The organism is Enterococcus sp. AZ067 (assembly GCF_051715005.1).
Taxonomy (GTDB): Bacteria; Bacillota; Bacilli; order Lactobacillales; family Enterococcaceae; genus Enterococcus_D; species Enterococcus_D casseliflavus.
The window spans coordinates 1,951,816-1,974,760 of sequence record NZ_JBIOSY010000001.1; the positions used below are offsets into that span (position 1 = coordinate 1,951,816).

20 protein-coding genes and 1 other RNA gene are annotated in these 22,945 nt (G+C 42.4%); 4 read left to right on the plus strand and 17 right to left on the minus strand.

The genetic code is table 11. The features are described from left to right. Positions 1 to 278: 278 nt before the first annotated feature. Positions 279 to 1,331, minus strand: a complete 1,053-nt coding sequence (locus IGI82_RS09215) for a DUF7278 family profilin-like fold-containing protein (protein ID WP_086316113.1) — start codon at positions 1,329 to 1,331, stop codon at positions 279 to 281. 70 nt (positions 1,332 to 1,401) lie between these two features. Between IGI82_RS09215 and IGI82_RS09220 the strand changes: the two genes are divergently transcribed. Next, positions 1,402 to 1,845, plus strand: a complete 444-nt coding sequence (locus IGI82_RS09220) for a GNAT family N-acetyltransferase (protein ID WP_086316112.1) — start codon at positions 1,402 to 1,404, stop codon at positions 1,843 to 1,845. A 31-nt stretch (positions 1,846 to 1,876) separates the two neighbouring features. Here the strand turns inward: IGI82_RS09220 and IGI82_RS09225 are convergent, their stop codons facing one another. Together IGI82_RS09225 and IGI82_RS09230 are read right to left on the minus strand one after the other, a co-directional pair. After that, the gene (locus tag IGI82_RS09225) at positions 1,877 to 3,223 is read right to left on the minus strand and encodes a DEAD/DEAH box helicase (protein WP_005226134.1); all 1,347 of its coding nucleotides are present in this window, start codon (positions 3,221 to 3,223) and stop codon (positions 1,877 to 1,879) included. A gap of 58 nt (positions 3,224 to 3,281) precedes the next feature. Beyond that, positions 3,282 to 4,445 (minus strand): VanZ family protein, encoded by a 1,164-nt coding sequence (locus IGI82_RS09230; protein WP_438842091.1) that lies wholly within the window; start codon positions 4,443 to 4,445, stop codon positions 3,282 to 3,284. Between the two features lie 93 nt (positions 4,446 to 4,538). Here IGI82_RS09230 and IGI82_RS09235 point away from each other — a divergent pair, with 93 nt between their 5' ends. Further along, positions 4,539 to 4,865, plus strand: coding sequence for a hypothetical protein (locus IGI82_RS09235; RefSeq protein WP_005226136.1), 327 nt, complete (start codon positions 4,539 to 4,541; stop codon positions 4,863 to 4,865). A 156-nt stretch (positions 4,866 to 5,021) separates the two neighbouring features. On the opposite strand, the gene IGI82_RS09240 is transcribed toward IGI82_RS09235, so the two are convergent. The 8 genes from IGI82_RS09240 to IGI82_RS09275 all read right to left on the minus strand — a co-directional run bounded on the left by IGI82_RS09240 (position 5,022) and on the right by IGI82_RS09275 (position 10,680). Then, positions 5,022 to 5,255 (minus strand): hypothetical protein, encoded by a 234-nt coding sequence (locus IGI82_RS09240; RefSeq protein WP_010748385.1) that lies wholly within the window; start codon positions 5,253 to 5,255, stop codon positions 5,022 to 5,024. Further along, the gene (locus IGI82_RS09245; protein ID WP_438842092.1) at positions 5,252 to 5,632 is read right to left on the minus strand and encodes a hypothetical protein; all 381 of its coding nucleotides are present in this window, start codon (positions 5,630 to 5,632) and stop codon (positions 5,252 to 5,254) included. The genes IGI82_RS09240 and IGI82_RS09245 overlap by 4 nt, the downstream gene beginning before the upstream one ends. Before the next feature lie 83 nt (positions 5,633 to 5,715). Beyond that, positions 5,716 to 6,375, minus strand: coding sequence for an HD domain-containing protein (locus tag IGI82_RS09250; RefSeq protein ID WP_005226139.1), 660 nt, complete (start codon positions 6,373 to 6,375; stop codon positions 5,716 to 5,718). A 146-nt stretch (positions 6,376 to 6,521) separates the two neighbouring features. Next, positions 6,522 to 8,036 carry a carboxypeptidase M32 gene (locus tag IGI82_RS09255; protein WP_086316111.1) on the minus strand — a complete coding sequence of 505 codons (1,515 nt, stop codon included), beginning with the start codon at positions 8,034 to 8,036 and terminating at the stop codon, positions 6,522 to 6,524. Then, positions 8,033 to 9,196 carry a THUMP domain-containing class I SAM-dependent RNA methyltransferase gene (locus IGI82_RS09260; RefSeq protein ID WP_438842093.1) on the minus strand — a complete coding sequence of 388 codons (1,164 nt, stop codon included), beginning with the start codon at positions 9,194 to 9,196 and terminating at the stop codon, positions 8,033 to 8,035. Before IGI82_RS09260 ends, IGI82_RS09255 begins: the two co-directional genes overlap by 4 nt. A 66-nt stretch (positions 9,197 to 9,262) precedes the next feature. Then, positions 9,263 to 9,628, minus strand: an RNA gene (rnpB, locus tag IGI82_RS09265) — RNase P RNA component class B. 24 nt (positions 9,629 to 9,652) lie between these two features. Beyond that, a complete protein-coding gene (gene gpsB, locus IGI82_RS09270) occupies positions 9,653 to 10,063 on the minus strand; it encodes a cell division regulator GpsB (protein ID WP_005226142.1) in 411 nt (136 codons plus the stop codon). A gap of 71 nt (positions 10,064 to 10,134) precedes the next feature. Continuing rightward, positions 10,135 to 10,680 carry a DUF1273 domain-containing protein gene (locus tag IGI82_RS09275; protein WP_005226143.1) on the minus strand — a complete coding sequence of 182 codons (546 nt, stop codon included), beginning with the start codon at positions 10,678 to 10,680 and terminating at the stop codon, positions 10,135 to 10,137. Between the two features lie 70 nt (positions 10,681 to 10,750). Between IGI82_RS09275 and recU the strand changes: the two genes are divergently transcribed. Both recU and IGI82_RS09285 read left to right on the plus strand, forming a co-directional pair. Further along, positions 10,751 to 11,377, plus strand: coding sequence for a Holliday junction resolvase RecU (gene recU / locus IGI82_RS09280; protein WP_015509744.1), 627 nt, complete (start codon positions 10,751 to 10,753; stop codon positions 11,375 to 11,377). Between the two features lies 1 nt (position 11,378). After that, positions 11,379 to 13,700, plus strand: coding sequence for a PBP1A family penicillin-binding protein (locus IGI82_RS09285; protein ID WP_375806509.1), 2,322 nt, complete (start codon positions 11,379 to 11,381; stop codon positions 13,698 to 13,700). A 77-nt stretch (positions 13,701 to 13,777) separates the two neighbouring features. Here IGI82_RS09285 and IGI82_RS09290 read toward each other — a convergent pair whose 3' ends face one another. From IGI82_RS09290 to IGI82_RS09315, 6 genes are all read right to left on the minus strand, one after another. Then, on the minus strand, positions 13,778 to 14,974 hold the full coding sequence (locus IGI82_RS09290; RefSeq protein ID WP_438842094.1) for a hypothetical protein: 1,197 nt from the start codon (positions 14,972 to 14,974) through the stop codon (positions 13,778 to 13,780). Positions 14,975 to 14,976: 2 nt separating this feature from the next. Next, complete coding sequence (locus IGI82_RS09295; RefSeq protein ID WP_438842095.1) at positions 14,977 to 15,828, minus strand: hypothetical protein; 852 nt, start codon at positions 15,826 to 15,828, stop codon at positions 14,977 to 14,979. 121 nt (positions 15,829 to 15,949) lie between these two features. Continuing rightward, entirely contained in the window at positions 15,950 to 16,429 is a 480-nt protein-coding gene (gene lepB / locus IGI82_RS09300) for a signal peptidase I (protein WP_015509748.1), read from the minus strand. 18 nt (positions 16,430 to 16,447) lie between these two features. Then, positions 16,448 to 18,499: a glucosaminidase domain-containing protein gene (locus IGI82_RS09305; RefSeq protein WP_438842096.1), complete on the minus strand. Its 2,052-nt coding sequence runs from the start codon at positions 18,497 to 18,499 to the stop codon at positions 16,448 to 16,450. A 259-nt stretch (positions 18,500 to 18,758) separates the two neighbouring features. Further along, on the minus strand, positions 18,759 to 21,812 hold the full coding sequence (locus IGI82_RS09310) for a pectate lyase-like adhesive domain-containing protein (protein WP_438842097.1): 3,054 nt from the start codon (positions 21,810 to 21,812) through the stop codon (positions 18,759 to 18,761). Between the two features lies 1 nt (position 21,813). Beyond that, positions 21,814 to 22,941 carry a DUF916 and DUF3324 domain-containing protein gene (locus IGI82_RS09315; protein WP_015509751.1) on the minus strand — a complete coding sequence of 376 codons (1,128 nt, stop codon included), beginning with the start codon at positions 22,939 to 22,941 and terminating at the stop codon, positions 21,814 to 21,816. Positions 22,942 to 22,945 lie beyond the last annotated feature (4 nt).

Sequence of the window (22,945 nt, forward strand, 5' to 3'; positions counted from 1 at the left end):
TCCTGTAGAGTCATTTTGACGATAAAAAAACACCATTGCAGAGCAAGGACGTCGATACGCGGTACCACCTTGCTTGCAATGATGTGACTCATTACCTCTTAGACTCGTTAACGCGGAGTGGACGGCAACATTTCTGCTGCAGTTGAGCACCAAAGGGAGCAATCCGTCCGAATTCATGTTTTTCTCTCAGCAGTGAAAAACTTTCTGTAATGAATCATCAAACCGACCATATCCTTCGTCATTCAAAGTATAAGGAAATGTTTCGAAAAAGTCAATCCTCAAATCCGTTCTTTGTTGATCAGAATCGCTTTGCGGTAACGATAGCTCTGGGGAGAAAGCTTTTGATCTGGCTGCAGCATTTTCCGTGAACGGTAATAACTGGCATATGGCAAGGCATCGAATAAAGGATGCCCACAAATCTGCCAGTTCTCCATTTTTAAAGACAAGCCATCTGTCAGCTCCCAAGCATCCGCAAGCCCATAGGTGCAGCCAAATAAATTCGGTTCAAGCAATTCAGCGGTTGACAAAGAGACACCATCGTCGCAGGACTTTTCATTGCCCCAGCGAAAAAGTCGCCGAGTCGCAGCACCGCAAACGTATTCCCATTGATCCTCTGATAGCAGCTGAAAGCCTTGTTTGTCTAACTGCTGTTTCAATTCTGTTTGACTGACGGATTCGTGGGTAAATAACTGATAGGTTTCCGATAACGGCTCGAGTGCAGCAAAATAGCGATTCTCTTCGTGATAAAAAGCGGGTAATTCCCAACGCAAGCTTTCCTCAAAGGACGCTGGTGCTGTGAATTGTGCCTTTAGCTCTTTTTCGAAAGCACTGAATTGATCGACTAACCCGTGAAACTCCCCAGTGATTGTATTTAACTGCCCGATATACCTTGCGCCAGCAGGCAGAGAACTTTTTTGGACTAGCATAGGATCAATCACAGCTTTGCGCAAAGGGCTCGTAGACTCATTGACAAAAATCCCCCAATCCTGGCTGGTTTCTAACTCATAGATTGTTTCCAGCTGGCGAATGATCTCGTTGGGTGGTGACTGCCAATTTTTACTCCAGCAAGTAGCTGGTAATCCTTGCACACCGAGATCCCAACCTAAGATCGCCTCAGAGTTCCCTGGTATAAAGACAAAGTCTTCGCCATCGATCGTTAATTCAAAGGTAGCACATTTCAATCCTGCATACGTCAACTGACTAAAATGGACATCGGTGATCTCCTTTAAAGGACTGACAAAATACATTAAAATTTGCTGGATCAGCTGTTCTTTGATTTCAAAGGACAGTGTCTTCCAATTTGACCATTGTAACGCCTCAAAAAAATCCACGTCATTTCTCCTCTCATCTGCTACAATTACTATATAACGAGTATACCACGAAAAAGGAGGAAAACGACTGATGCTTTATTTTGGACGCAGTCCGTGGATGCTACAAGCGGTTTTCGCCCTGCGGCAAGCCGTTTTTGTGGAAGAACAGCACATTCCTATAGATTGGGAATTTGATGAAAAAGACCAAACTTGCCCATACTATCTTTGGTTAGATGGACGCATCCCGATCGCGACCATTCGCTATCAATTCTCTTCACCGAACACTCTGCAACCTGATCGCTTTTGCGTAGCTAAGGCCTATCGGCACCAAGGATACGGCACCAAATTATTGCATTATCTCGAAATGCGTGGTGCCCAAGAGGGTGCCCTCCAATCAGTGTTATCCGCAGAGATCGACGCTTGTGCGTTTTATGAATCCTGTGGGTATCAAAAAACATCTGAACCCTATGCTGAAGATGGCGTATTGTGTGTAGAAATGACCAAACAATTAAAAACAGCAGCCAAGGAAGAGTAGTTCTCTTCCTTGACTGCTGTTTTGGTATGCATTAGCTATTCGAATTTTTCTTGTTTTTGCGGGCGGTTCGAGTCGTTTGACGACGTTCGATCTTCCGTTTTTCTTTGTTCTTCTTATCAACAGCCCATTGAATTTTTTTCTTGTAGCCAGGCTTGATTTTTTTCTTCTTTTTCTTGACTAAGCCAATCAAGGTTGGGTCTAATTCGTCACGAGATTTTTCCCGCTTTTGCCGACGATTCCGATCGTAAGTCGCAACGATCTCGCCATTTTTGATTTCCTTCGGTTGGAAAACAACCCCTAGATCTTCGATGGCTTGGATTGCCCCTTCATCGCTTGGATCATATAAAGTGATCGCGGTCCCATCCATTTGGTTTCGACCGGTCCGACCAACACGGTGGATAAAGAAATCCAAATCAGCTGGAATCTCAGCATTGATGACATGAGAAACCCCTTCAATATCAATTCCTCGCGCAGCTAAATCTGTTGCGACAACATATTGGTAGTCCAAATTTTGCACTTGGCGCATGATCCGTTTTCTTTCACGAGGACTGATGTCGCCGTGGATCTTCGCTACTTTTAAGCCTTGTTCCTTTAAGTAATCCGTAATTTCATCCACACGGCTCTTCGTGTTGGCAAAAACGATGGCAAGATAGGGATGGCCTGTAGTCAATAATTGATAGATCAATTTATTGGTATTTTTCCCTTTGGTAGAAATCAACCAATTCTCGATCGTATCAGAGATGACTGCTTTCGATTTGATTTCTTCGATCAATGGATTGGCCATGTATTTTTTCAAGAATGGGCGCAATTTCTCTGGAATCGTTGCGGAGAAAACCAGCATTTGTAGTTTCTCAGGCAAACGCCCCGCAATTTGATCGACTTCTTCCAAAAAGCCCATATCCAAGGTCATGTCTGCTTCATCCACGACAAATACATTGGCAGTGTGAACCCCTAACGCTTGTTCGTTGATCATATCCAAGATACGACCAGGTGTCCCAATCACGACATGGGGCTGTTGATTTTGCAGACGGCTTAATTGACGTTGCTTATCCGTTCCTCCGACGAAATTTGACACTCGAATTTCAGGATCATGAAATCCGCCGATTTGTTTTGCGGCGTGATAGATTTGCGTGGCTAATTCACGACTCGGTGCAGTGATCACTACTTGCACTTCATCTTTTTCGGCATCGATTTTATCCATCAACGGCAGTAAAAATGTGTGGGTCTTACCACTTCCGGTCTGTGATTGCCCTACAACACTGCGTCCTTTTTGGATAACAGGTATCAGTTTTTCTTGCACTTCTGTTGGTTTAGAGAACTTTTTATCAGCAAGTGCTTCATAAATAAATGGTTGAAATTTAAATGACTCAAAAGACATTCAAACACCTTCTTTCTTTTAGCATCCTTTGGATTATAGCATATGTTGCCTTGTTTTCCTAACTTTCTTTTGTAATCGATTGAGGATCGATCGTACTGATAGTATACGTTGCACTGCGGCGTTCATAGAAAAAGCGGCTTTCTTTTTTTATTGCTGCCCACAAGAGATTCAAGTAAAAACCAAACTGGATCAACCCAAAAATAACTACCATCAACAAACTAACGACTAAAAGCAGCAGATTGTTGGACTCAAGAAACGGTGCGAAAAAGATATTGACCCGACTGATGCTGGCATAAATCAGATAAAACAAACCATAGCGTTTCAATAAAGCCCCCAAGCTGACACGCTCACGGCCTTCTTGCATGATTTTGATTCGTACGAGTTTTTTTCCAATCGTTTGTCCTTTGGCAAGGTAAGCCAACAACACAAAGTACAGCAACACTTCAAGAGCAAAGTACCAATAGTCCCCACTAAAGTCCCGTACCGTCTGTTGAGTGAGCAAACGAACAGCGATCACCACAATAAAACTGACCACATTCAGTATTCCCCAGTCGATCAACCAAGCAAACACCCTTCGTGTCACAGTCACCCGAGTGCCTTTGGCGTAAGAATCGGCATCCATCTCTTCCCTTGATGGCAATAAGAACGTAAAAAGTGGGGCGATCGTCCAGCCCACAAGCCCTCCAACTGTATTGACAAAGAGATCATTGACATCGAATAAGCGATACGGACGAGGATAAATAAAATACAGTCCCGTCAACTGCGTTAATTCAAAAAACAACGTCAGGCAAAACGTAATAACGAGTGTTTTTAAAAAGGAACATTTGAAGTAATAACGCAAATAGACCCCAAATGGTAAGGTCAACAATAAATTAAAGAGTGGCTCAAGGAAGACCCCCTGCTTCATAGCGGGAAGATAGGTTTGCGGATCGTGAATGTTTAAGACGGTCTGTTGGACAAAATGTTGCCACGATGCCCCTAACTGCAATTCCATCTTAGGACCAGTCATCTGCGCTACCTCTTCGATCGAGGGCAATGGTAGGATAACTAAGAAATAGGCGCACAATAAATAGAAGACAAATGAATACAGAACCAGTGCGCGTGACAAGATAAAACGACCGTATTTTCGATATTGGATAACAAAAATAATCATTGATATCGCCAATGCTAGGAAAGGAAAAACCAGCAAGGCAACCTTTATTGGGGTAATATAAGCGGACATAAAGAACTCCTTCACGTTTTCTTTTTATCTTACACGCTATTTCCCAAAACGTAAATTTTGGAGTATCATAAAAGAAAAGGAGGTTAAAAAACCATGTTAAATCCCTATTTTGCCTTTGGCGTACCGGCATTCCTTTTGGTTTTATATGCAGCTTTTGCTCTTTTTCGCCGGTCTTCCGATATTCCCTATTTAGGCTTCGTCCTTTTCATCATTGCTGGTTTTCTGACAGGATTTAGTTTACAAGTCATTCAACAAGCCATCAATGAAGTGGAAAAAACATCTCTTGAACACGTGCAAGCAACCCACCTTTACTCGCCTTACTTATTAGCGATTCCATTGATTGTGGGCATTCTTTTACTGATTGTCAACTTGATTCGCGGCTATTTAAAAGTCAAAAACGTTCGTCTGCGGACAAAATAAAAGCAACCTACCTAGAAATACGAATTGATCCTGCTCCTCTTGACGGGAAATGAGATCGCTTCGTATTTTTTTGGTAAGCTGCCTTGATTGCTAGACCCCTTCTAAAGATCCATCCGCCACTTTCGTAGTAAAACAGTTTATCAACTAAAAAAAGGTTTATTCGTCGGCTAGTTCTTCATCCAGGTCTGTCTCTGAGGTATCAGCAAAAGACTCTTTCACATCATCATTGACTTGCTCCAATAAATATTGCCAATCACTATTCGACACAACCACCACATCGATATTCTTTTCTTCATCGATCAGCTCGAGATTCGAAACATCCTCTCCTAACTGCTGGAATAGGTCGATCAATGTTTGGTCTTGTAGCGTTACGTATTCAGTCCGTTTCATCCTTCTTCCCCCCATGAGTCAAAAAATTCATAAAACAAGATATCGAAACTAGTAAGATCGGTCATCTTTTGTAAAGTACATAGATCTAAACGAATAAACGCTTTTTCCACTAATAAATAATGGTTTTCTTCCAGCGCTTCTTCGATAAATGGTAAAATCTCTTCTTCATCCCCTAATGTTTCACTAGAGATTTGGTCGATTTGATCAAACAAGCGATCATCTTGCAACAAAAAGAATTGATCGTCGTAAAGATAGACTGCGATTTGATATTGCCGGATGGGTAGCTCAGCCCGAATGACAAAAAAGCACTCTCCTGAATTGGAAATCGCTGGCAATAATTCATTCGGTTGTAATGCCTGTTGGTAGTACATTTCCATCCCTCCTTTGTACTTACTATTATAAAGAACAAAGGAGGAAAAAGGAAATAATCGAATTTTAGTTTAAAAAACTCTAAACAAAGTTAGACATCCCATTCTGCATAGAATTCTTCTAAAAAATCCTTCATGAAAGCCACACGTCGTTGGGCTTCTTTTTTGCCATACGCCGTGGTCATCTTTTCAGGAAGCAAAAATAGTTTCTCATAAAAATGATTGATCACCGTCGTCCCTTTTCGGTAATCTTCATGATTTTGAAACGTCTTTGGGGCTAAGTCACTGACATGGATCGGGTGTTGATGACTGCCACCAAAATAACTCGTCCGTAAAATACCGATCGCACCTAAAGCATCGAGACGATCTGCATCACGAACGACGCGGCCTTCTACTGAGACAACTTGCGCGCCTTGCAAAAGTTCTTTTGAAAAAGACAGATTCTCGATAATAGAAAAAATTTCTTTCGTTTGTGCTTCACTGGCTCCCGCTGTGGTCAAACAAGCTCGCACTTCGTTAGACGCCGCTGTGACATCCGCCACAACTTTGTCATCCACCGTATCATGGAGATAGGCTGCCGCCTGTACGACAAAGCAATCAACTGCCAATTCGTCGGCATCAATGATGGCTTGACTTAACCCAGCCACTCGTTTGACATGATCAAACCCATGTCCTGTGTAATCATTCCCCAGAATACTTTCGGCATAAGCAATTACTTTGCTAAGATCGGCAACATTGTATTCTTCCTTCATTTTTTTCCTTCTTTCGATATGAAAGCAGCGAGCCTTCTTTTTTCGATGGTGATTGATACAAAAGGAAAAGAAGTTCAACAAGACGAGCACCCCATGAAATAATTGGGGCGGCAACGTCTTGCGAAGCTTCTTTCCACTCGTTACTTTTAAGCGAAATCTTGCGTCTCGCTGATTTTATAGACACTAAAATAGATCTTGCGTAAATAGTCTAATAGATATTGAGGATTCAATAATTCATCCGTTGCATCTAAAATCAATTCATTTGGTTTCTTGGATGCGCCATATTGATGAATATTTTCAGTCAGCCATTTACGAATCGGTGAATAATCATCCGAAGCCAACACTTCATCGACATTAATTTCTTTTTCCATGGCGTGGAGTAATTGCGCTGCATACATATATCCTAGAGCATAGGATGGGAAATACCCGAAGCTTGAACCTGACCAATGAACGTCTTGTAAGATCCCTTCCAAGTCATTTTCTGGACGAATCCCTAAATATTCCTCGTATTTGTCATTCCAGATTTTTGGCAGTTCATCGATCGATACGGTTTCGTTAAAGATCATTTTTTCGATCTCGTAACGAATAATAATATGAATGACATATGTCAGACTATCAGCTTCAATACGGATCAAGCTAGCTTTTGAGTGCTTTAAGGAGTCATAGAAAGTGTCAAAAGACACATCATCAAACGTGCCTTCCGCACATTCTTGGAAAAATGGGTATTGCTTTGCCCAGAAATTGCGGTTGCTGCCGATAATGATTTCATTAAACAGCGATTGGGATTCGTGGATTCCCATGGACGCCCCTTCATGAACAGGCGTGCCTTCGTATTTCTCATCGATGTTTTGCTCGTACATCCCGTGACCAGCTTCATGAATCACACCGAACAGTCCCATCGAAAAGTCAGTTTCGCTCCAGCGTGTGGTCAACCGTACATCATTGTGGTTGATCCCCGTAGCGAATGGGTGGACCGTATTATCCAAACGGCCGCGAGAAAAGTCATAGCCTAAGTCGGCGATCACTTTTGAGATAAATTTACGTTGTTGCGCTTCGGTCATCTCACGTGAAAGGATCGAAGTGTCTGGCGCTGTTCCTTTTTCAGCCAATTGACGACGAATATCCATGATACCGTCTCTCACTTGTGAGAATACGTTATCCAAGATCTCAACCGTCATATTCGGCTCGTATTGGTTTAACAAGACGTCATAGTTCGTCAGCTCATTTTTCTTCCAATAAGGAATCAATTCTTTCGTCAAGCGAATGTTTTCAGAAAGAGCGTCTTTAAATAAAGAAAAATCTTTTTCTTTACGGGCTTTGAGCCAAGCAGTATGTGCTTTTGACGTAGCTGCGGAAGCCGCCATCGCCAACTCATTGGGTACATTTTTTTGCAATTCATATTCTTCTTTGACTAATTGATACGCAGCTTTCCCTACTTCTGATAATTCATCTGGGTGTTTCCCGAAATAGCTGATCGCTTCTTGGATTGGTTCCCCCACTTTTTTGTCAAAGTATAGACCATATAAATAGCTGTCAACTTCCGCACGGTAATCACTGGCTTTTTCTGGCATCCCTGTTTGATTATCCCAGCCTAAGATCCCCATTGCTTGTTGTAATAGATCGATTTCTTTTAATTCTTTCAGAAATTCTTGTTCTTTCATTCAGCAGACTCCTTTTTGCGTGGCGGACGTTGTCCCCAGTATTGGAAGAGATCGGTACGAATCGCACCGTTGTATAATTTGCGTTTTTTTGTCGCTTTTTCGCCGTAATGGGTCTCAAAAGTCAAGTCACTGGTCAAAAAGTACTTGCTCCAGGTTTTTAGCGGCCGAAACACTTGGCCCATTTCCTGATACAGTCGCTGAACGGACGCTTCTTCTCCTAAGCGTTCACCATAAGGAGGGTTAGCCACAACGACACCATACTCTTTTTCTGTTTTAAAGTCTTTAACGGCTTGTTGTTTGAAGGTGATCGAGTCTCCTAGACCGATTTCTTCCGCATTTCTGCGGGCGATCTCAATCATTCGACCATTGATATCCGAACCGGTAATATCTAATTCGACATCATAATCTGCTGCTTCATCTGCTTCTTTCCGTACTTTTTCAAATACTTCTGCTGGGAACCAATCCCACGTTTCGCAAACAAATTCCCGATTAAAGCCAGGGGCGATATTGTGACCGATCAACGCTGCTTCAATGCACAACGTGCCTGATCCACAAACGGGATCGACAAACGGCTTGTCTTTGTACCAATTTGTCACCATCACTAAAGCCGCAGCCATGTTTTCTTTCAGCGGCGCGCCTCCTTTTTCTAAACGATAGCCACGTTTAAACAAACTAGGGCCAGTCGTATCCAATGTGATCATCGCATGGTCTTTCAATAAAGCGACTTCTAATTGGAAAAAAGCGCCCGTTTCAGTCAGCGGCACACTTGCTGGACGATGGTATACTTCTCTTAAACGATTGACGATTGCTTTTTTGGTAATCGCTTGACAATCAGGTACACTATACAATTTTGATTTGATTGATTTTCCAGCTACTGGAAATTCAGCGTCTAAAGGTAAAAAGTCTTCCCACGGTAACGCTTTAACTTCTTCAAACAGCTGATCGAAAGTCAATACGTCAAATTCCCCGACGACGATTTTGATACGGTCCGCGGTACGGAGCCACAAGTTCGCGGTAGCAATGGTCTCCATCGTCCCTTTAAAACGCGCTCGGCCGTTTTCAACCTCACACTCGATCCCTAAATCCCGTAATTCTTTGCCCACTAGTGCTTCTAAACCGCTCGCAGCGGTGGCAATACAATTAAATGTTTTTTCAGTCATAACGCTCTCCTTCTTGGTATAAAAAAACCTTCCGTTGCTGGAAGGATTCCCTGATAGGTTGTGATTTTCTATAAGCCATGTTTTGTCCGTATTTTCCTCAGGGAGAAGAAAACACTGGGTAATTATCTATCTGCAATTACTTGCCTTCTTGCTCCGTTCATTTCCGTGCAAAAAGTGCCCCTACCATTGTTTGGGTTGCTCGCTCGAGGGGTTTACCGCGTTCCACCAAGACGGTTTCCCGCCTTGCTTCGTCACTGTGGCACTTTCAAGGATACTTTGGCATAGCTTGCACCTTAGCCATTTTTCCTGCCGTTACTTTCTCAAGTACCCTAGCTTATGGTTTCGCTAGGCACGAACACTACAAGCATCTCAGCTTGTGCGAGCATGGACTTTCCTCAGCATAATCGAGTTATGCCGCAATTACCCGAAAACCACAACTATCTTTTCTACATTAGATTAGAATTGACGGGTTTTTTCGTTGTCATCTTCAAAATCAGCATTTGTATAGTTGCTGTTGTAGGAAGAAGAACGAGTGACAGGTTCTGATTCACGATCAAGCTTTTTGCCAAACACTTCTTTTTCAAGATTAGACAAACGTTTCAAAATATCAAAGTTTGTAACGGTTTGGCTTTTCGGCGCTTCTTGTTGAACACGAGATGCGATCGCTTGGTTTTTCGACAATTGATCGATTTTCGCTGTCAGACGGTCATTTTCTTCTTGCAGGGCTAAGATCTCTTTATTGTAGCTTTCGTAGTCTTTAATGATATTATCTAAAAACTCGTCCACTTCAACTGGATCATACCCGCGCATTTTTGTTTTGAATTCTTGTTGCAGAATATCTTTTGGACTATAAATTAAATTTGCCATTATTTACACCTCATTGTTTATTCCAAATGGTTTTCACTTTCTAGACCATTCTATCAAAAAATATACGAAAATCAAAGTAAATTACTATCAAATGTTGCGTTTTGTAGGTCATCCATTGTTATTTGATGAATAAAGTAGGGATTTTGCTCACTATAAGCTTTGGCATCTCTTAAGAAATAATTAGGTTTTCCTGGAAATTCGTCATCATATAACACAAGTGCGCCTTCGGTATGCTCCAGTAAAAATGCCGTGTGATTTCTTAATTGACTGGGGTCTTGGTAAGGCTTATGGCTGGTGGCATTGACATAATCGGCAAATGACTTCGCTGTTTGCAGTGCCTGCTGATTTGTTTCGTTCCAATTTTCACCAAACCCTTCAAATGGAAAAATAATTCCTAGTTTCAGTTCTGGGTATGTCTGTTTTAATTGTTCAACGGCTTCGGCACACCACAGCTCCGCTCCAAGATTCCCACTGATCAAGAGCCATTCTAACCCTTCTTCGACATAATTGGTCAAAGTCGACATTATTACTTTCTTAATAACTGCAATCTTGGGATCTTTTGCTTGAAAGACACCTAATTCATAATTACGATAGCCAGTAAAGTATAAGGTTTTCATTGTTTCTCTGGTCATCTCTTTTCTTTCCAAACGACTTTTTGGTATAATGTTGCCTAGGAGTGTGAACAACATGGTTATTCGTTACCCGAATGGACAATCTACTACCTATGATGACGGCAAAAAACAAAAAATGCAAGAGAAACTAATAAAGCCAAAAACGTATGCCAATCGTGGGATGCGTTTTGAAGAAGCGATCAATGAAAGCAACCTTTATTATTTGAATCGGAAACTTGCTGTCATTCATAAGAAACCGACACCAATTCAAATCGTGAAAGTAGATTATCCAAGAAGAAGCGCCGCCGTAATCAAAGAAGCCTATTTCCGTGAGGCATCCACCACTGATTACAATGGGGTTTATCAAGGGCAATATATCGACTTTGAAGCGAAAGAGACTCAAAACAAAACGTCATTTCCCTTTAAAAATTTTCATCCACACCAAATCAAGCATATGGAAGACTGTTTGGAACAAGCGGGTTTATGTTTTGTTCTTTTATGGTTTTCTAGTCTACAACGCTGCTTTTTTCTCGATAGCAAGTGCTTAGTTTCTCAATGGCACCTGCAAAAAGAAACGGGAAAAAAATCAATGACACTGGCCTATATTGAAACGAATGGGATTGAAATCATCCCTTCAATTGCGCCGCGTATTCCCTATTTAAAAGCAGTTGATCAATTTTTAACGATGAAGGAGAATGATTAGTATGGCAAATGGATCACAATCGAGGACCTCTCGGCATGATTCTAAAAAAGGTACAGCTAAAAAAGCACCAAAGCCTCCTAAGGCAAAAGGCAAACGAAGCATTGGGAGTATTCTTTTAAAAGTATTTATGGGGCTGTTTTTCTTAGGCTGTATCGGGATTCTATCCGGGATGGGGCTATTCTGGTGGTATGCCAAAGATGCGCCTGCACTTGATGAAACACGTTTGGATTCAACGGTTTCTTCTCGTTTCTATGCGTCAAATGGCGAATTGATCACTGAATTCGGTAGTGAAACCAGAGAAAAAATTACTGCAAGTGAGATTCCTCAACTGCTGGAAGACGCGATCGTCTCAGTCGAAGATCGCCGCTTCTACCAGCATATCGGAGTCGATCCGATTCGGATCGTCGGTTCCGCATTATCCAATGCCACAACCGGCGGTATGCAAGGCGGAAGTACGTTGACACAGCAATTGATCAAGCTGTCCTTCTTTTCTACCAGCGCTGAAGACCAAACATTACGTCGAAAAGCACAAGAAGCATGGATGGCGGTTCGTCTTGAACAAATGAAATCAAAACAAGAGATCCTCACTTACTACATCAATAAAGTATATATGTCCAATGGTGTATATGGGATGCAAACGGCCGCAATGAAGTTTTACGGCAAGCCGTTAGCTGAACTAGACCTTGCGCAAACCGCTTTGATTGCCGGTTTACCAAATGCCCCTTCAGCTTTTGACCCATTTGCGCATCCTGATAATGCGAAAAGTCGGCGAGATGTTGTTTTAGGTGCGATGCTGGAAAATGAAAAAATCACGCAAGCGGAATATGATGCGGCCGTTGCCGAGGATATTCAAGAAGGCTTGCAAGACAATCCCCGTGAAAACCAAGAGTGGAAATACTTTGACAACTACTTTAACGAAGTGATCGCTGAAGTCAAAGAAAAAACTGGGAAAGATGTGTATACTGACGGCTTAGATATTTATACTAATGTCGATATCGATGCACAAAAACGATTATATGACATCGTCAACAGTGACGACTACGTTGATTACCCAGATGACAAGATGCAAGTTGCCGCTACCTTAGTTGATGTTAACACAGGCAAGGTGACCGCTCAGATCGGTGCCCGTAATGTTGATGATGTTCTAGCAAATAACCTGGCTGTCAATGTCGCACGAGACTTTGGTTCGACCGTCAAACCAATCACAGACTATGGCCCTGCCTTTCAATTTCTACAAGATTCCACGGGTAGAATGATTTTAGATGAACCTTACACGTATAAAGGGACGAATATTCCTGTTTACAACTGGGATCGCCAATATATGGGCAATATCACCTTGCGGACCGCTCTAGCAGAGTCTAGAAATGTGCCGGCAGTGAAGCTGTTTGATGAAGTCGGCGCGGACAATATCGCAGACTTTCTCAGTGGTTTAGGAATCGAATATGATACGATCACCCAATCCAATGCGATTTCCAGCAATACGGATAAATTGGATGGCACAAAGTATGGGATCTCCAGTCTGAAAATGGCCGCTGCTTATGCTGCGTTTTCAAATGGTGGCACCTATTATGAACCACAGTACGTCAATAAAATCGTCATGCAAGATGGTACAGAAGACGAAGAATCCTTTAAAGTTTCTGGTCAAGAAGCAATGGATGATACGACAGCTTACATGGTGACCGATATCTTGAAAGATGTTATTTCTGTCGGAACTGGAACCAACGCGCAAATCGATGGTTTGTACCAAGCAGGGAAAACGGGAACGTCCAACTACACCGATGACCAGTTAGCACAACTGGATACATCGAATGGTGCCTACCCTGATATTACCTTTGCCGGCTATACTCCCTCCTACTCATTGGCGGTTTGGACAGGCTACAACGACAAAATGACACCGATCACTGATAGTAGTACCCATGTGGCTTCAGATGTCTATCGTGAATTGATGCGCTATGTTTCTGCTTCTGTAGAAAACACGGACTGGACAATGCCTGACGGATTGACACGGATCGGAAGAGAGCTTTATCTTGAGGGGACGTACACCCAACCAAGCTATTCAGCACCAAGTTCGTCCAGCAGCAGTTCCTACGTTGAACCAACGACACCTTCTACAGAAAGTAGCGAATCAACACCATCAAGTACAACAGAATCATCAAGCGAAGTAACACCACCAGTGACAACACCTGATGAGGATGATTCATCATCGGTCGTTACGCCTCCTGCTTCTAGTCAGGATCCCGGTTCAACAACACCTTCCAGCAGTGAAGAAAATCCTTCCTCACCGCCAGACCCGCCGGAACCAAACGATGATAGTGTCGAATAATGGAGAATCGCAAAAAAACAGTAGATCAAAATCTGATCTACTGTTTTTTTTAATTCCTGCCATATAAATGTAGAAGCTTACTTTTCAAGCTCTTCAAACAGCAATTTTTTATCGGAAAGCTGATAAACTTGATTATGCAGATCGTCAAATAAATGAATCACATTTTCTTTCGTCTCGTTCACTTCAAAAAGAATCTCTTTGGCACGATCATGAATCCCATCGATCCGCATTTCTGTTGTACGGATCATTCGTTCAGATTCGATTTTCGCTTCTTGAATCGTGCGATTCGCTTTTCTTCTAGCAAAGACTAAGACCTCGCTGATTTCTGTTTGGAACTGCTCGTTTTCGATTTGTAGGGCTGCATTTTCTTCCCTTAATGCTTCGATTGTCGCCTGAAGCTCTGCGACTTCTTCATTTGATTCGCTAGCTGATACATTTGCAGCAAGCTCTTCTTTTTCTGCCAATTGCTGTTTCAAATCAGCAATTACCTCTTGCAGCTGCTGGATTTCTTGCCGCTTCAAGGTCCATTCAGCGCGTTCCTTTTCATAAGTTTGTTGCTCTTGTTGCTCTTTTTCTTGCTGAACAGCTAACTTGGCCTCTAATTGCTGGATTTTTGCTTCAAGTTTTTCTGTATCTACTTTTGCAAACTGCTCTTCTAGGTCTTTGACTTTCTTATTCGCTTCTACTAGCGAAGCTTTTAATTCTTTTGCCTCTGCTTCTTGTTGAGCCACTATCTTCTGCTGTTTTTTCAACTGATTTTTTTCTTCCTGTAATTGCTCATTTTCTAAAATCAATTCTTTGATTTCAAAAGATAAATTTTCAATCATATGATCCTTTTCTTGTTCTTTTGATTCTTGCTTATTAGTTTGGTTTGTACTCAATTCTTTCTCCATACGTTCTCCTTTATCTTCAACGAGTTGACTATCCTTGGCGTAGCTATCACGGTTGCCAGAGGACTTTTGCTGCACTGCTATCTTTTTGACACTTTGCTCTTTCTGCTGATCTCCAGCCACTCTTTGGTGAGAAATCGGTTTTGCGAAAGTTTGTGCGACAGGTTTTACTGCTTCTTTCTGGGTTTTAGGGGGTTCATTGTCCGCTGGTCGATTGGTCTTATCCTCTTTTTTTTCAGGCGTAGCCTTTGCGGACCCTTGATCCTCAACGATTCCCTCTTCTTGATTTGTCTCCTCAAATTCATTCAGCTCTTCTATGGATAATTGATTCACTTCATCCATTAGCTTTTGGGCAGAAAACCAACCTTTGTTTTTCTTTTTCATCATTAATTTTTCACACTGCCTTTTTGTTCATTTGTATTGATCGTTTCACTTTGATCCGTTTGAGGAGTAGACGATATGCTCTCGCTCCTCTCGTTGTTGGCTACTTCTTGAGCATCAGTGTTTGGGAATCTGCGTTCTAAAAGGGTCCAGACCCCATTCTCGTCACGAATGATCGTCTGCTCAAAGGACTGATCAGAATCCTTGGAAAATTGGACAGAGAAGGTTCCTTGGGTGATCAGGGGAACGTTCTGCATATCATGGAGTAGACGAGAAAAATTCTCTTCCCATCCGTTTAAGTCATCAATTGATGGTAATTTGCTAGATAGAACAATCGAGATTTCTTGCAAAGGCTGATCAACAAAAATCATCGCTACAGTGCGACCTAGATATGGTGATAACTGATAGGCCAACTCATATTCAGCTGCAAACTGTGCTTCACGATCATTGGAGACGAGTAAATGCTCCCAATCAATCGCTTCAAAAGAAAAGCCGTTCTCAGGATATGCAAAAATCGGCATACGCATCCATTCCGTTTGTTCAGTTCTTAGCGCGAAGACTTCCTCTTTCAATTGACTGGTTTCTTCTTGCAGCTTTTGCAAATGAATGCCGCCTGTCAGCTGAAAAACTGTTAGTAGCAAGACACTTACGATTATGGCACTACTGCAGCCCAATAAAATTAGCAGGTGCCCACTGCGCAGGTTGTGCTTAAATAAACGCAGTTTCCTTTTGGATAAAGCATCTGACGACAGCTGCTTTTCAACTTTTCTTAATAAATATTCTCGATACAATCGCCAACCGATGATACTACCTGCTCCAATGGCAAGCAGTATCATCCCAATATAGATAAAAATCACAGTCTCTTCCTTCCATCAAAACTAAAATTCGTTTTATTCATCCATTTTGATACAAACTTAGTCTCGTTGATATGTTGCAAGAAATGAATCATCGCAAACTTCCTTTCAAAAAGCTGATGTGTCAGAAGAACGTGGTCACCACACCATAAAAGGTTTTACTTGAAATGATTCCAAATTCTCTACTATCACTTGAAGTGAGCAGTGCATCGCCAACGACAAAGTACTCATCTTCTTTGAGGTACCCCCGAATCGGCAACGCCTCAACGGCTTCATCCTTCACAGTGATCATAAATGAAAAATCAAAGTCAGTATCCTCCGCCCCAATCAACAACCGCTCCTGTGTACGAACGAAGGAATCCCCCGGTACACCAATCACTCTCTTGATCAAAAATTTTCCTTCCTGTTCGAAAGCGATCAGCTGATAGCGATTTGGCTGGCGCTTTTTATGAATCAGCACAACTTGTCGATCCTCGATCGTCGGCAGCATGGACGTTCCTCTGACTAACGCCAGTCGATACGGCTGAAGAAACGCAATAAGCAAAAGGACCATCAAAAAGATACCGCTGATAGGAAGACCTATTTGTCTATGCCTTTTACTCATATTGCCAGCCCTCCATCCTTATTTTGGCATAATATATGAAACACTTGATGAGTGCGCCAATTCATTGCTGATCACGCGATAAGAGATTGTGGTTCCACCATAGACATTTCCTTCTGAAACCAAAATACCATTTGGACCAACGGCTTCAACAAAAGCGACATGACCATAACGAGGATCAGATCCAGCTGTTCCAGGTGCAAAAGAGATCATACTGCCTGCTTTAGGCGTTTGACTGACGTTGTAACCTAAACGTCGTCCGGTATTGCCCCATTGACCACCATTTCCCATGTAGTCATCTACTTGACCGCCTAATTGACTCACCCGATTGAACACATACCAAGTACATTGTCCAACAGGATACGAACCAGAAAGATTGTAGTCACGACCGTTGTATTCTGGAAATGTCATGAGGGAGCGATACTCTTCTGGAATTTGTTCTTTTCCTTGGATAAACAAGCCTGTTTCTGTTGCGATCACTTGGTCATATTGCGTCAATCCATAGACCGCAATCAGTGAATTGATTTTTTTACTATAATTAACATCGGTCGCATAAGTACCCGTCAAAGCATCTGCTGCCCGAAGATAGTTTTTTGATTCAGAGCGCCACACGTCTTGATAAAAGGTTGGATTTCCAGTGATTCCTCCGCGAATCAATTTGACATAATCTGCCATCGAATCTCGATAACTTGAATAGGAACGAAAGGCGGCTTGAATTTGGAATAGTTCTCCGTTGCCTTTATCTTCCATTGTTGGTAAAGTCACGCTGTTTCCTTGATAACTGCCTTTGATCCCAAAAAGGTTATAATGGGGACTGCTTGAAAGCCCGCTGTCGCCACTGCCGCTTTCAAGGATCGCTTGCGCGATTAATACAGAAGCAAAGACATCGTATTCTTGCCCTAAGCTTTGGGCTTCTTGTGCCAATGTTTCGATAAACGTCTGGGTCTTTTGATTCACTGTAAATTCGTAAGGGGCTGGATATTCAGTAACTAGCTTTTCGCCATATGTAGCCAATTCAGGATTTGATAGCCGTCTGATCGATAGCGGCTCTTCGATTGAAACCCGCTGAACTTCGATGGCAGTTTTCGTTGGCTCTTCTTGATTTGTCACTAAACTTGCTTGGTAACCATCTGCGAGGTAGATACCGATTAACTGATTTGCGTCATATAAAAGATCCCCCGGTTGTAATTGTTCAACCTGCTGTTCTTTTTCTATCCAGCTAGCTTTTCCTTCTATAACCGCTTTGATCCGTTCATTGATCCATTCGTCCATTGTCGATGGTTCTTCTAGTTCACCAATTTGCCCGATGATCTCGTAGACCAATGCCGCTTGCCATTGGGCATCATAATTAGCTAATATCGGCAAGGTGAAATCTAACAGATTCGAATCTGCGATCTTCGCTGCCCGAAAACTCTCTGGTAAATCAATGGTACGTCCATCATAAAAAGAATTTTTCAAGTGAGAAGTAGCATCTGGTGATTGAACGACAGGGTTTATTACTTGCTCAGGTGCAATAATCGGAGGTGTTTTCGGCTCCTCTTTTTTTGCATTTTCAGTATTTTCGTTGCTCTCAGTTGAAATTTCATTTTCTTTTGGTGCCAATGACTCATCAATCAAGTCGGTCTCTTTTGGCTTGTTCTCTGTTTCTACTTCTAGATCGTCCGTTTCAGCATCTATTTTTTCCTCTTCCTCGGAAGGTTCCGTGGACTCTAATTCCTCTAGTTCGGTCGTTTCCGCTGACTCGGTCGTTTGTGTTGAGTCTGATTCTTCAGACGAATCAAGAGATTCTACAACGGGATCTGCTGTTTCTGAATCCATAAGCGGTTCATTTGATTCGGAGGATAACTCGGTCGAGTCCTCCGTTTGCTCTTTGCTGACGTCTTCTTGACTTTCTTGGTCTTCTGCTGCCGATGAATCTTGGTCATCAAGTTGCTGTTCGACATTTGTATTTTCTGAATAGTTATCAGGCTGAGGGCTTTCTTTCGCCAGCAATACGGGAGAAACAAAAAGTTGGCTTGCTAAAATCCCAGCACTGAATAATGTCAGATATGACTTCTTTTTTTTACTCTTCATACAGTTTCCTTTCTCTTGTTTCAGCTGGCATCATTGGTTTTGAACAAAACCTGACGAACTGATTCAAAGCTGCTTGAATAGTTTTTGCACGAGTTTAGGTGAACTCTATATCTTCGCGGTTATTATGAAGCAAGCGTGATCTACCGCAAAAAAACGGTAAAACCCACTGCTTTTCAAGCGATTTACTCACTATCTTCCTATCAAGAATGGAAGCTGTCATAGGCGTCAACAGCTTCCATTTGATAAGATTGAGCATTGATCATTCGGTAGATGGGACAAAACTTAACTCCCATTCAATTGTTGCTTGGTAGGTCATGTTACGCGGATTTGATCCAATGGGTACTTCAAGTTTGACACTATCCCCCATCGTCCCCATATCCCCGTAGCGCTGAATCCAGGTACCGCTTCCTTCATTTGCATCTGCTTCAGCGATCAAAGCGGGTACCCCAGGATCAAGGATCATTGATTCGCTATAAGTGGGAGGAATTGCTGAATTGGCAGCATTCGTCAGCATAACTGCATTTTCTAAAATAATTCGTGCACCCCGAAGTTCTTCTCCTCGCTCATTACGAAATCCTGCAGCGGATAATGTCGCGTTTAGTTCCCAGCCGGTAAATTGAGCGCGCCGGTCAGAAATCTGCACGTAATTTGGCCGTTCCTCAGTTACTGAGCCATCTGCACTGCTAAGACGTTGCGGCAATGCCTTGTACTGTTTGGTATCTGCACTTATTGATACATCTCCAAAGCTATACTGGGAGATGAAATCGATACTGATAAACCCTAAATGTTCTGGTATATCCGGTTTATTTTCTGGATTCACTTCAATATCTGGCGCGATCGGATCTCGTGGATTCATTGTGGCAATCTCTTGAACAACTGTTTCAGCTGTATCAAATTTTCCATTTAAGAAAGCGTAAGCCGTCACCGTATTATGTTTTGTAAACCGATCCCCCTCGGCTAAGGTCAAGCTGAAATCACCATTGGCATCTGCTTGAAGATGAAACAAGCTGTTATCATCAAAAGAGGGTGATTGCAGTTGCGGTGCGGGAATCGCTGGATCTCCGTCAAAACGAATCACACTATAAGGTGTGGCTTTTCCCCTAATGATTCTTGAGCCTTCCAGTGCCGGGTCTTCCGTTAATGGTTCTAAATGAACCTCGACATCTGGAATATATTCAAATAGGATGCGTTGTGCTCTTGTGGTAAAATTCGCGCGAAAATGATCAACGATCTCTTGAGAGATGGAAGAAACATTCGAAATCGATGACAAGGTAGAGGCAAAATTCACTTTTAAGTTGAAGATTGGACTCCAACTGAAGTCTGGTTCCTCCGTCAAGTTTCCGTGCCGCCATTGTTTCGCTGCTTGAATATCCACATCTAATAGCCCACCGCTGCCGGAGATCGAAATAAGGCTGCTATTTGCTGCATTTCCGGTAACCGCCCTTGTTTTCTCTAAATTGATGCGTTGTGCATCCGCAAAAGTGAAGGTTGAGGCCGAGCTCAAAAATGTCATTAAGGAATGAGAGGGATTGGTTCCGTCTGACTTAATATCCAAGATTCCTTCTTTAGCAACAATAAATGTGGCGGCACCGGCTACATGGATCACTCCGGATGTGGTGGTCCCTTGATTCACTGCATCAATTTCGACACTGCTTTTATTTCCAATAAGCATCGTGCTTCCAGCACCCATGTAGATAATGTTATAGCCCCATCCATTGAGGCTTGTGGTACGTCCGTCAGCTTTGATTACCACTTTGCTATCCTCAGACATTTCAAAGTGGGCGCCGCTAGCATACATACTGATTGCGGGGGAGTTGGCTCGAGCATTCAAATGAAGCTCTGATCGATTACCGATATCGATCCGACCATTTTGAATGTAAATATTTGCCCCATAGGCTTCTCCTCCTGTGCCAGCTGTTCGCAAGGTCATTTTCACATCATCGCCAATAATCATTCGACCCGTTGCATAGTACAAATAAATATTTCCCGCATTAATCGTTGACATGTCAACTACTGCGTTATCGAGAACTTCTAATTGGGTTATTTCCATATTTACCTGATTCGTTGCGTTGATCGTTTGTACTCGTCCTGATCGGGACGTATACGTCGGTGATTGATGCGATGTTACCTCGCCAGACATAACGACAGGTGTTGCGTGCGAGTGAATCAATTGATTTCCCGCATTGGTCAAATTATGGTAGCGCATTCTGGATAGATTCTGTTGTGGAATGCTCATATTCGTAAAATTCATGAAGCCATAATAGTTGCCATGAACGATATCGATATTTTGGTACGTGATGTCCCACGGCGTTGCACTATTGACGGTACTATCATAAAATCCGACAGCAACAGCTCTAAAGTCGATTTGATACCCATTGCCTTCGATCACAAGCGTTCTTGAAATTCCAGAAGCATTGGTCCAAATATAGGCTAATCCATTTGTTGGGTTGGAAGTTGCACTTCCCACAGCCACTCCAGAAACTCCTTGAGTAGGATTATCCGAAGATTCAAAGTCGTTTACGATATTGATATAATTTACATCTTTATTCACGATTGCCGCCATAAATTCTTGCCAGTTGGAAACATCCCGGTGACTGATTTCGTTTAACGGTGTGACCGGTTCTGTCAATTGGGCAATCGCTTCTGCTTGATCAGCTTCTGTGTCTTGCTGATTCTCGTTTAGGTTCGCGTCATTGGAAGGTTGCGTGGTTCGTTCCCCTTCCTGCGGCGTCTCTGATGGTGAGACTTCTGTCTCGATCGTTTCATTATCTGCATCATCATCCGAGTCCTCTTCCTCGTCATCTTCTGCCTGTACTTCGATCGTTAGTTCCGCTTCACCTATAACCAGTTGATAATCGCCTATTTTATTAAAGACGATAGGAATCTCGAACTCCATTAGCTCTTCATCAAAGGCAAGCGTCCATTCCTGTTCTTCTTCAGACAGCTTTTTACTCTTCACTTCTGCAGCAAATTCTTCTTCCACGATCGCTGCTTCTTTCGCTACAACCAGCGTAATCTCATCTAACGATTGGCTTGATACGACGAAAACATCGATCGGTTGATCCACGACACCTTCAATCACACTAACTGGAAACTGAAAAAAAGGGGTATGGATGTCAAATTCTTTTGTTTGGATCGGTTGTGTTGCTTTATCAAGCAAGGACATGTTCTGCGTTTCGTCCAATGGTTCAATCGTGTGATCGATGGCGTGGATTTCTGGCAATAGTAAACTGCTCAGACTTGGAAAAAAAGTTTGCACACTTAGTAATCCAATAATGATCGCAATTATTACCTTGTGTGAGGTATTCTTCATTTCAACTTTTCCCACCTTCCTTTGCATTTTTTTTCTGACGAACAATTAGGATGATCGCAAGCAATAGAAACAAGCTGATTAGACCAGCCGTGGCGATCATCCACCAATTGAGTGACGTATCTACAGTGACATCGAGTTCATTTAAGCGGCGAGCATCTTCTGCCTCTACGCTAAATGTCTGTTCCCAAGACCACTCTTCCTCTCCTGACCGCGCAGTAAGATTCAATACATACTCCCCATTACGAAAACGATCACCATTCAAGGGAATTGGGAAATGCATATGTGAATTAGGAGCCATTTGCATCGCTGATTGACTTGTTTCATATAAAATCGTCTCACTGCCAACAGATCGAATTTCAGCTGTTACTTCCAATTGATTGACAAATGTTGAAGTATAATTTTGGATAACAGCACTAAATACGTTTCGGTAGTTTACTTGATCGGCAAAAACATCAAGCAGTTCCAATCCCGGATCCGTTGCGGACCGATTGTTGCTTACTACCACACCAATGACATAGGAAAATGCATTCCGAATGCCTAATCCTTGTTCAGCAGATTGTGTTTGCTCCTCTTCCGAAATAACCTCTTTGATTCGAATGCCACCTGCCAAAACCCCTTTAAATTCCTCTTCTGGCATCGTAATCGGTAAAGAAATGATTCGTTTTTCTAATGGATCGAACGATACGGTTTCAGGCACCTCTACCAGTTCATCAATTGATGCAGGTAAAGTCGGATCAGGGGATTCTGCATCCCGGCCATATTCCACAACACCATTCACATTCGTAAATGCCGTATGGGCAGAAATTTCTATTTCGATCGCTTGATCAGAACCATTTTCGATCTCTAAAGCCAATTCATCACGTTCTCCTGCCCCAAGATTTAAATCGAAATACCCCAACGCCCCTCCTTCCAGCTGACTTTCAGGTAAGATAGGCGTCACATAGAAGTTTAATTCTGATTCTGTCTGAGCATAGCTCAATCTTGGTGAAAAAAAGAATGATAGTAGGATGACCGCACAGGTAACCGTTTTTATCCATTTCATTCTCATACGTTGTTCAGTCAAAAGTGGTTCTCCTTCCAAAAAAGGCAGGAATAATTTACTATTCCTGCCAGTTGTTTCTTGTTGCAAGCTA

What these genes read in the sequence shown, in the direction of transcription:
- IGI82_RS09220 (WP_086316112.1), top strand. Translation starts at nt 1,402, where the DNA reads ATGCTTTATTTTGGACGCAGTCCGTGGATGCTACAAGCGGTTTTCGCC.
- IGI82_RS09225 (WP_005226134.1), bottom strand. Translation starts at nt 3,223, where the DNA reads ATGTCTTTTGAGTCATTTAAATTTCAACCATTTATTTATGAAGCACTT.
- IGI82_RS09230 (WP_438842091.1), bottom strand. Translation starts at nt 4,445, where the DNA reads ATGTCCGCTTATATTACCCCAATAAAGGTTGCCTTGCTGGTTTTTCCT.
- IGI82_RS09235 (WP_005226136.1), top strand. Translation starts at nt 4,539, where the DNA reads ATGTTAAATCCCTATTTTGCCTTTGGCGTACCGGCATTCCTTTTGGTT.
- IGI82_RS09240 (WP_010748385.1), bottom strand. Translation starts at nt 5,255, where the DNA reads ATGAAACGGACTGAATACGTAACGCTACAAGACCAAACATTGATCGAC.
- IGI82_RS09245 (WP_438842092.1), bottom strand. Translation starts at nt 5,632, where the DNA reads ATGGAAATGTACTACCAACAGGCATTACAACCGAATGAATTATTGCCA.
- IGI82_RS09250 (WP_005226139.1), bottom strand. Translation starts at nt 6,375, where the DNA reads ATGAAGGAAGAATACAATGTTGCCGATCTTAGCAAAGTAATTGCTTAT.
- IGI82_RS09255 (WP_086316111.1), bottom strand. Translation starts at nt 8,036, where the DNA reads ATGAAAGAACAAGAATTTCTGAAAGAATTAAAAGAAATCGATCTATTA.
- IGI82_RS09260 (WP_438842093.1), bottom strand. Translation starts at nt 9,196, where the DNA reads ATGACTGAAAAAACATTTAATTGTATTGCCACCGCTGCGAGCGGTTTA.
- gpsB (WP_005226142.1), bottom strand. Translation starts at nt 10,063, where the DNA reads ATGGCAAATTTAATTTATAGTCCAAAAGATATTCTGCAACAAGAATTC.
- IGI82_RS09275 (WP_005226143.1), bottom strand. Translation starts at nt 10,680, where the DNA reads ATGAAAACCTTATACTTTACTGGCTATCGTAATTATGAATTAGGTGTC.
- recU (WP_015509744.1), top strand. Translation starts at nt 10,751, where the DNA reads ATGGTTATTCGTTACCCGAATGGACAATCTACTACCTATGATGACGGC.
- IGI82_RS09285 (WP_375806509.1), top strand. Translation starts at nt 11,379, where the DNA reads ATGGCAAATGGATCACAATCGAGGACCTCTCGGCATGATTCTAAAAAA.
- IGI82_RS09290 (WP_438842094.1), bottom strand. Translation starts at nt 14,974, where the DNA reads ATGAAAAAGAAAAACAAAGGTTGGTTTTCTGCCCAAAAGCTAATGGAT.
- lepB (WP_015509748.1), bottom strand. Translation starts at nt 16,429, where the DNA reads ATGAGTAAAAGGCATAGACAAATAGGTCTTCCTATCAGCGGTATCTTT.
- IGI82_RS09305 (WP_438842096.1), bottom strand. Translation starts at nt 18,499, where the DNA reads ATGAAGAGTAAAAAAAAGAAGTCATATCTGACATTATTCAGTGCTGGG.
- IGI82_RS09310 (WP_438842097.1), bottom strand. Translation starts at nt 21,812, where the DNA reads ATGAAGAATACCTCACACAAGGTAATAATTGCGATCATTATTGGATTA.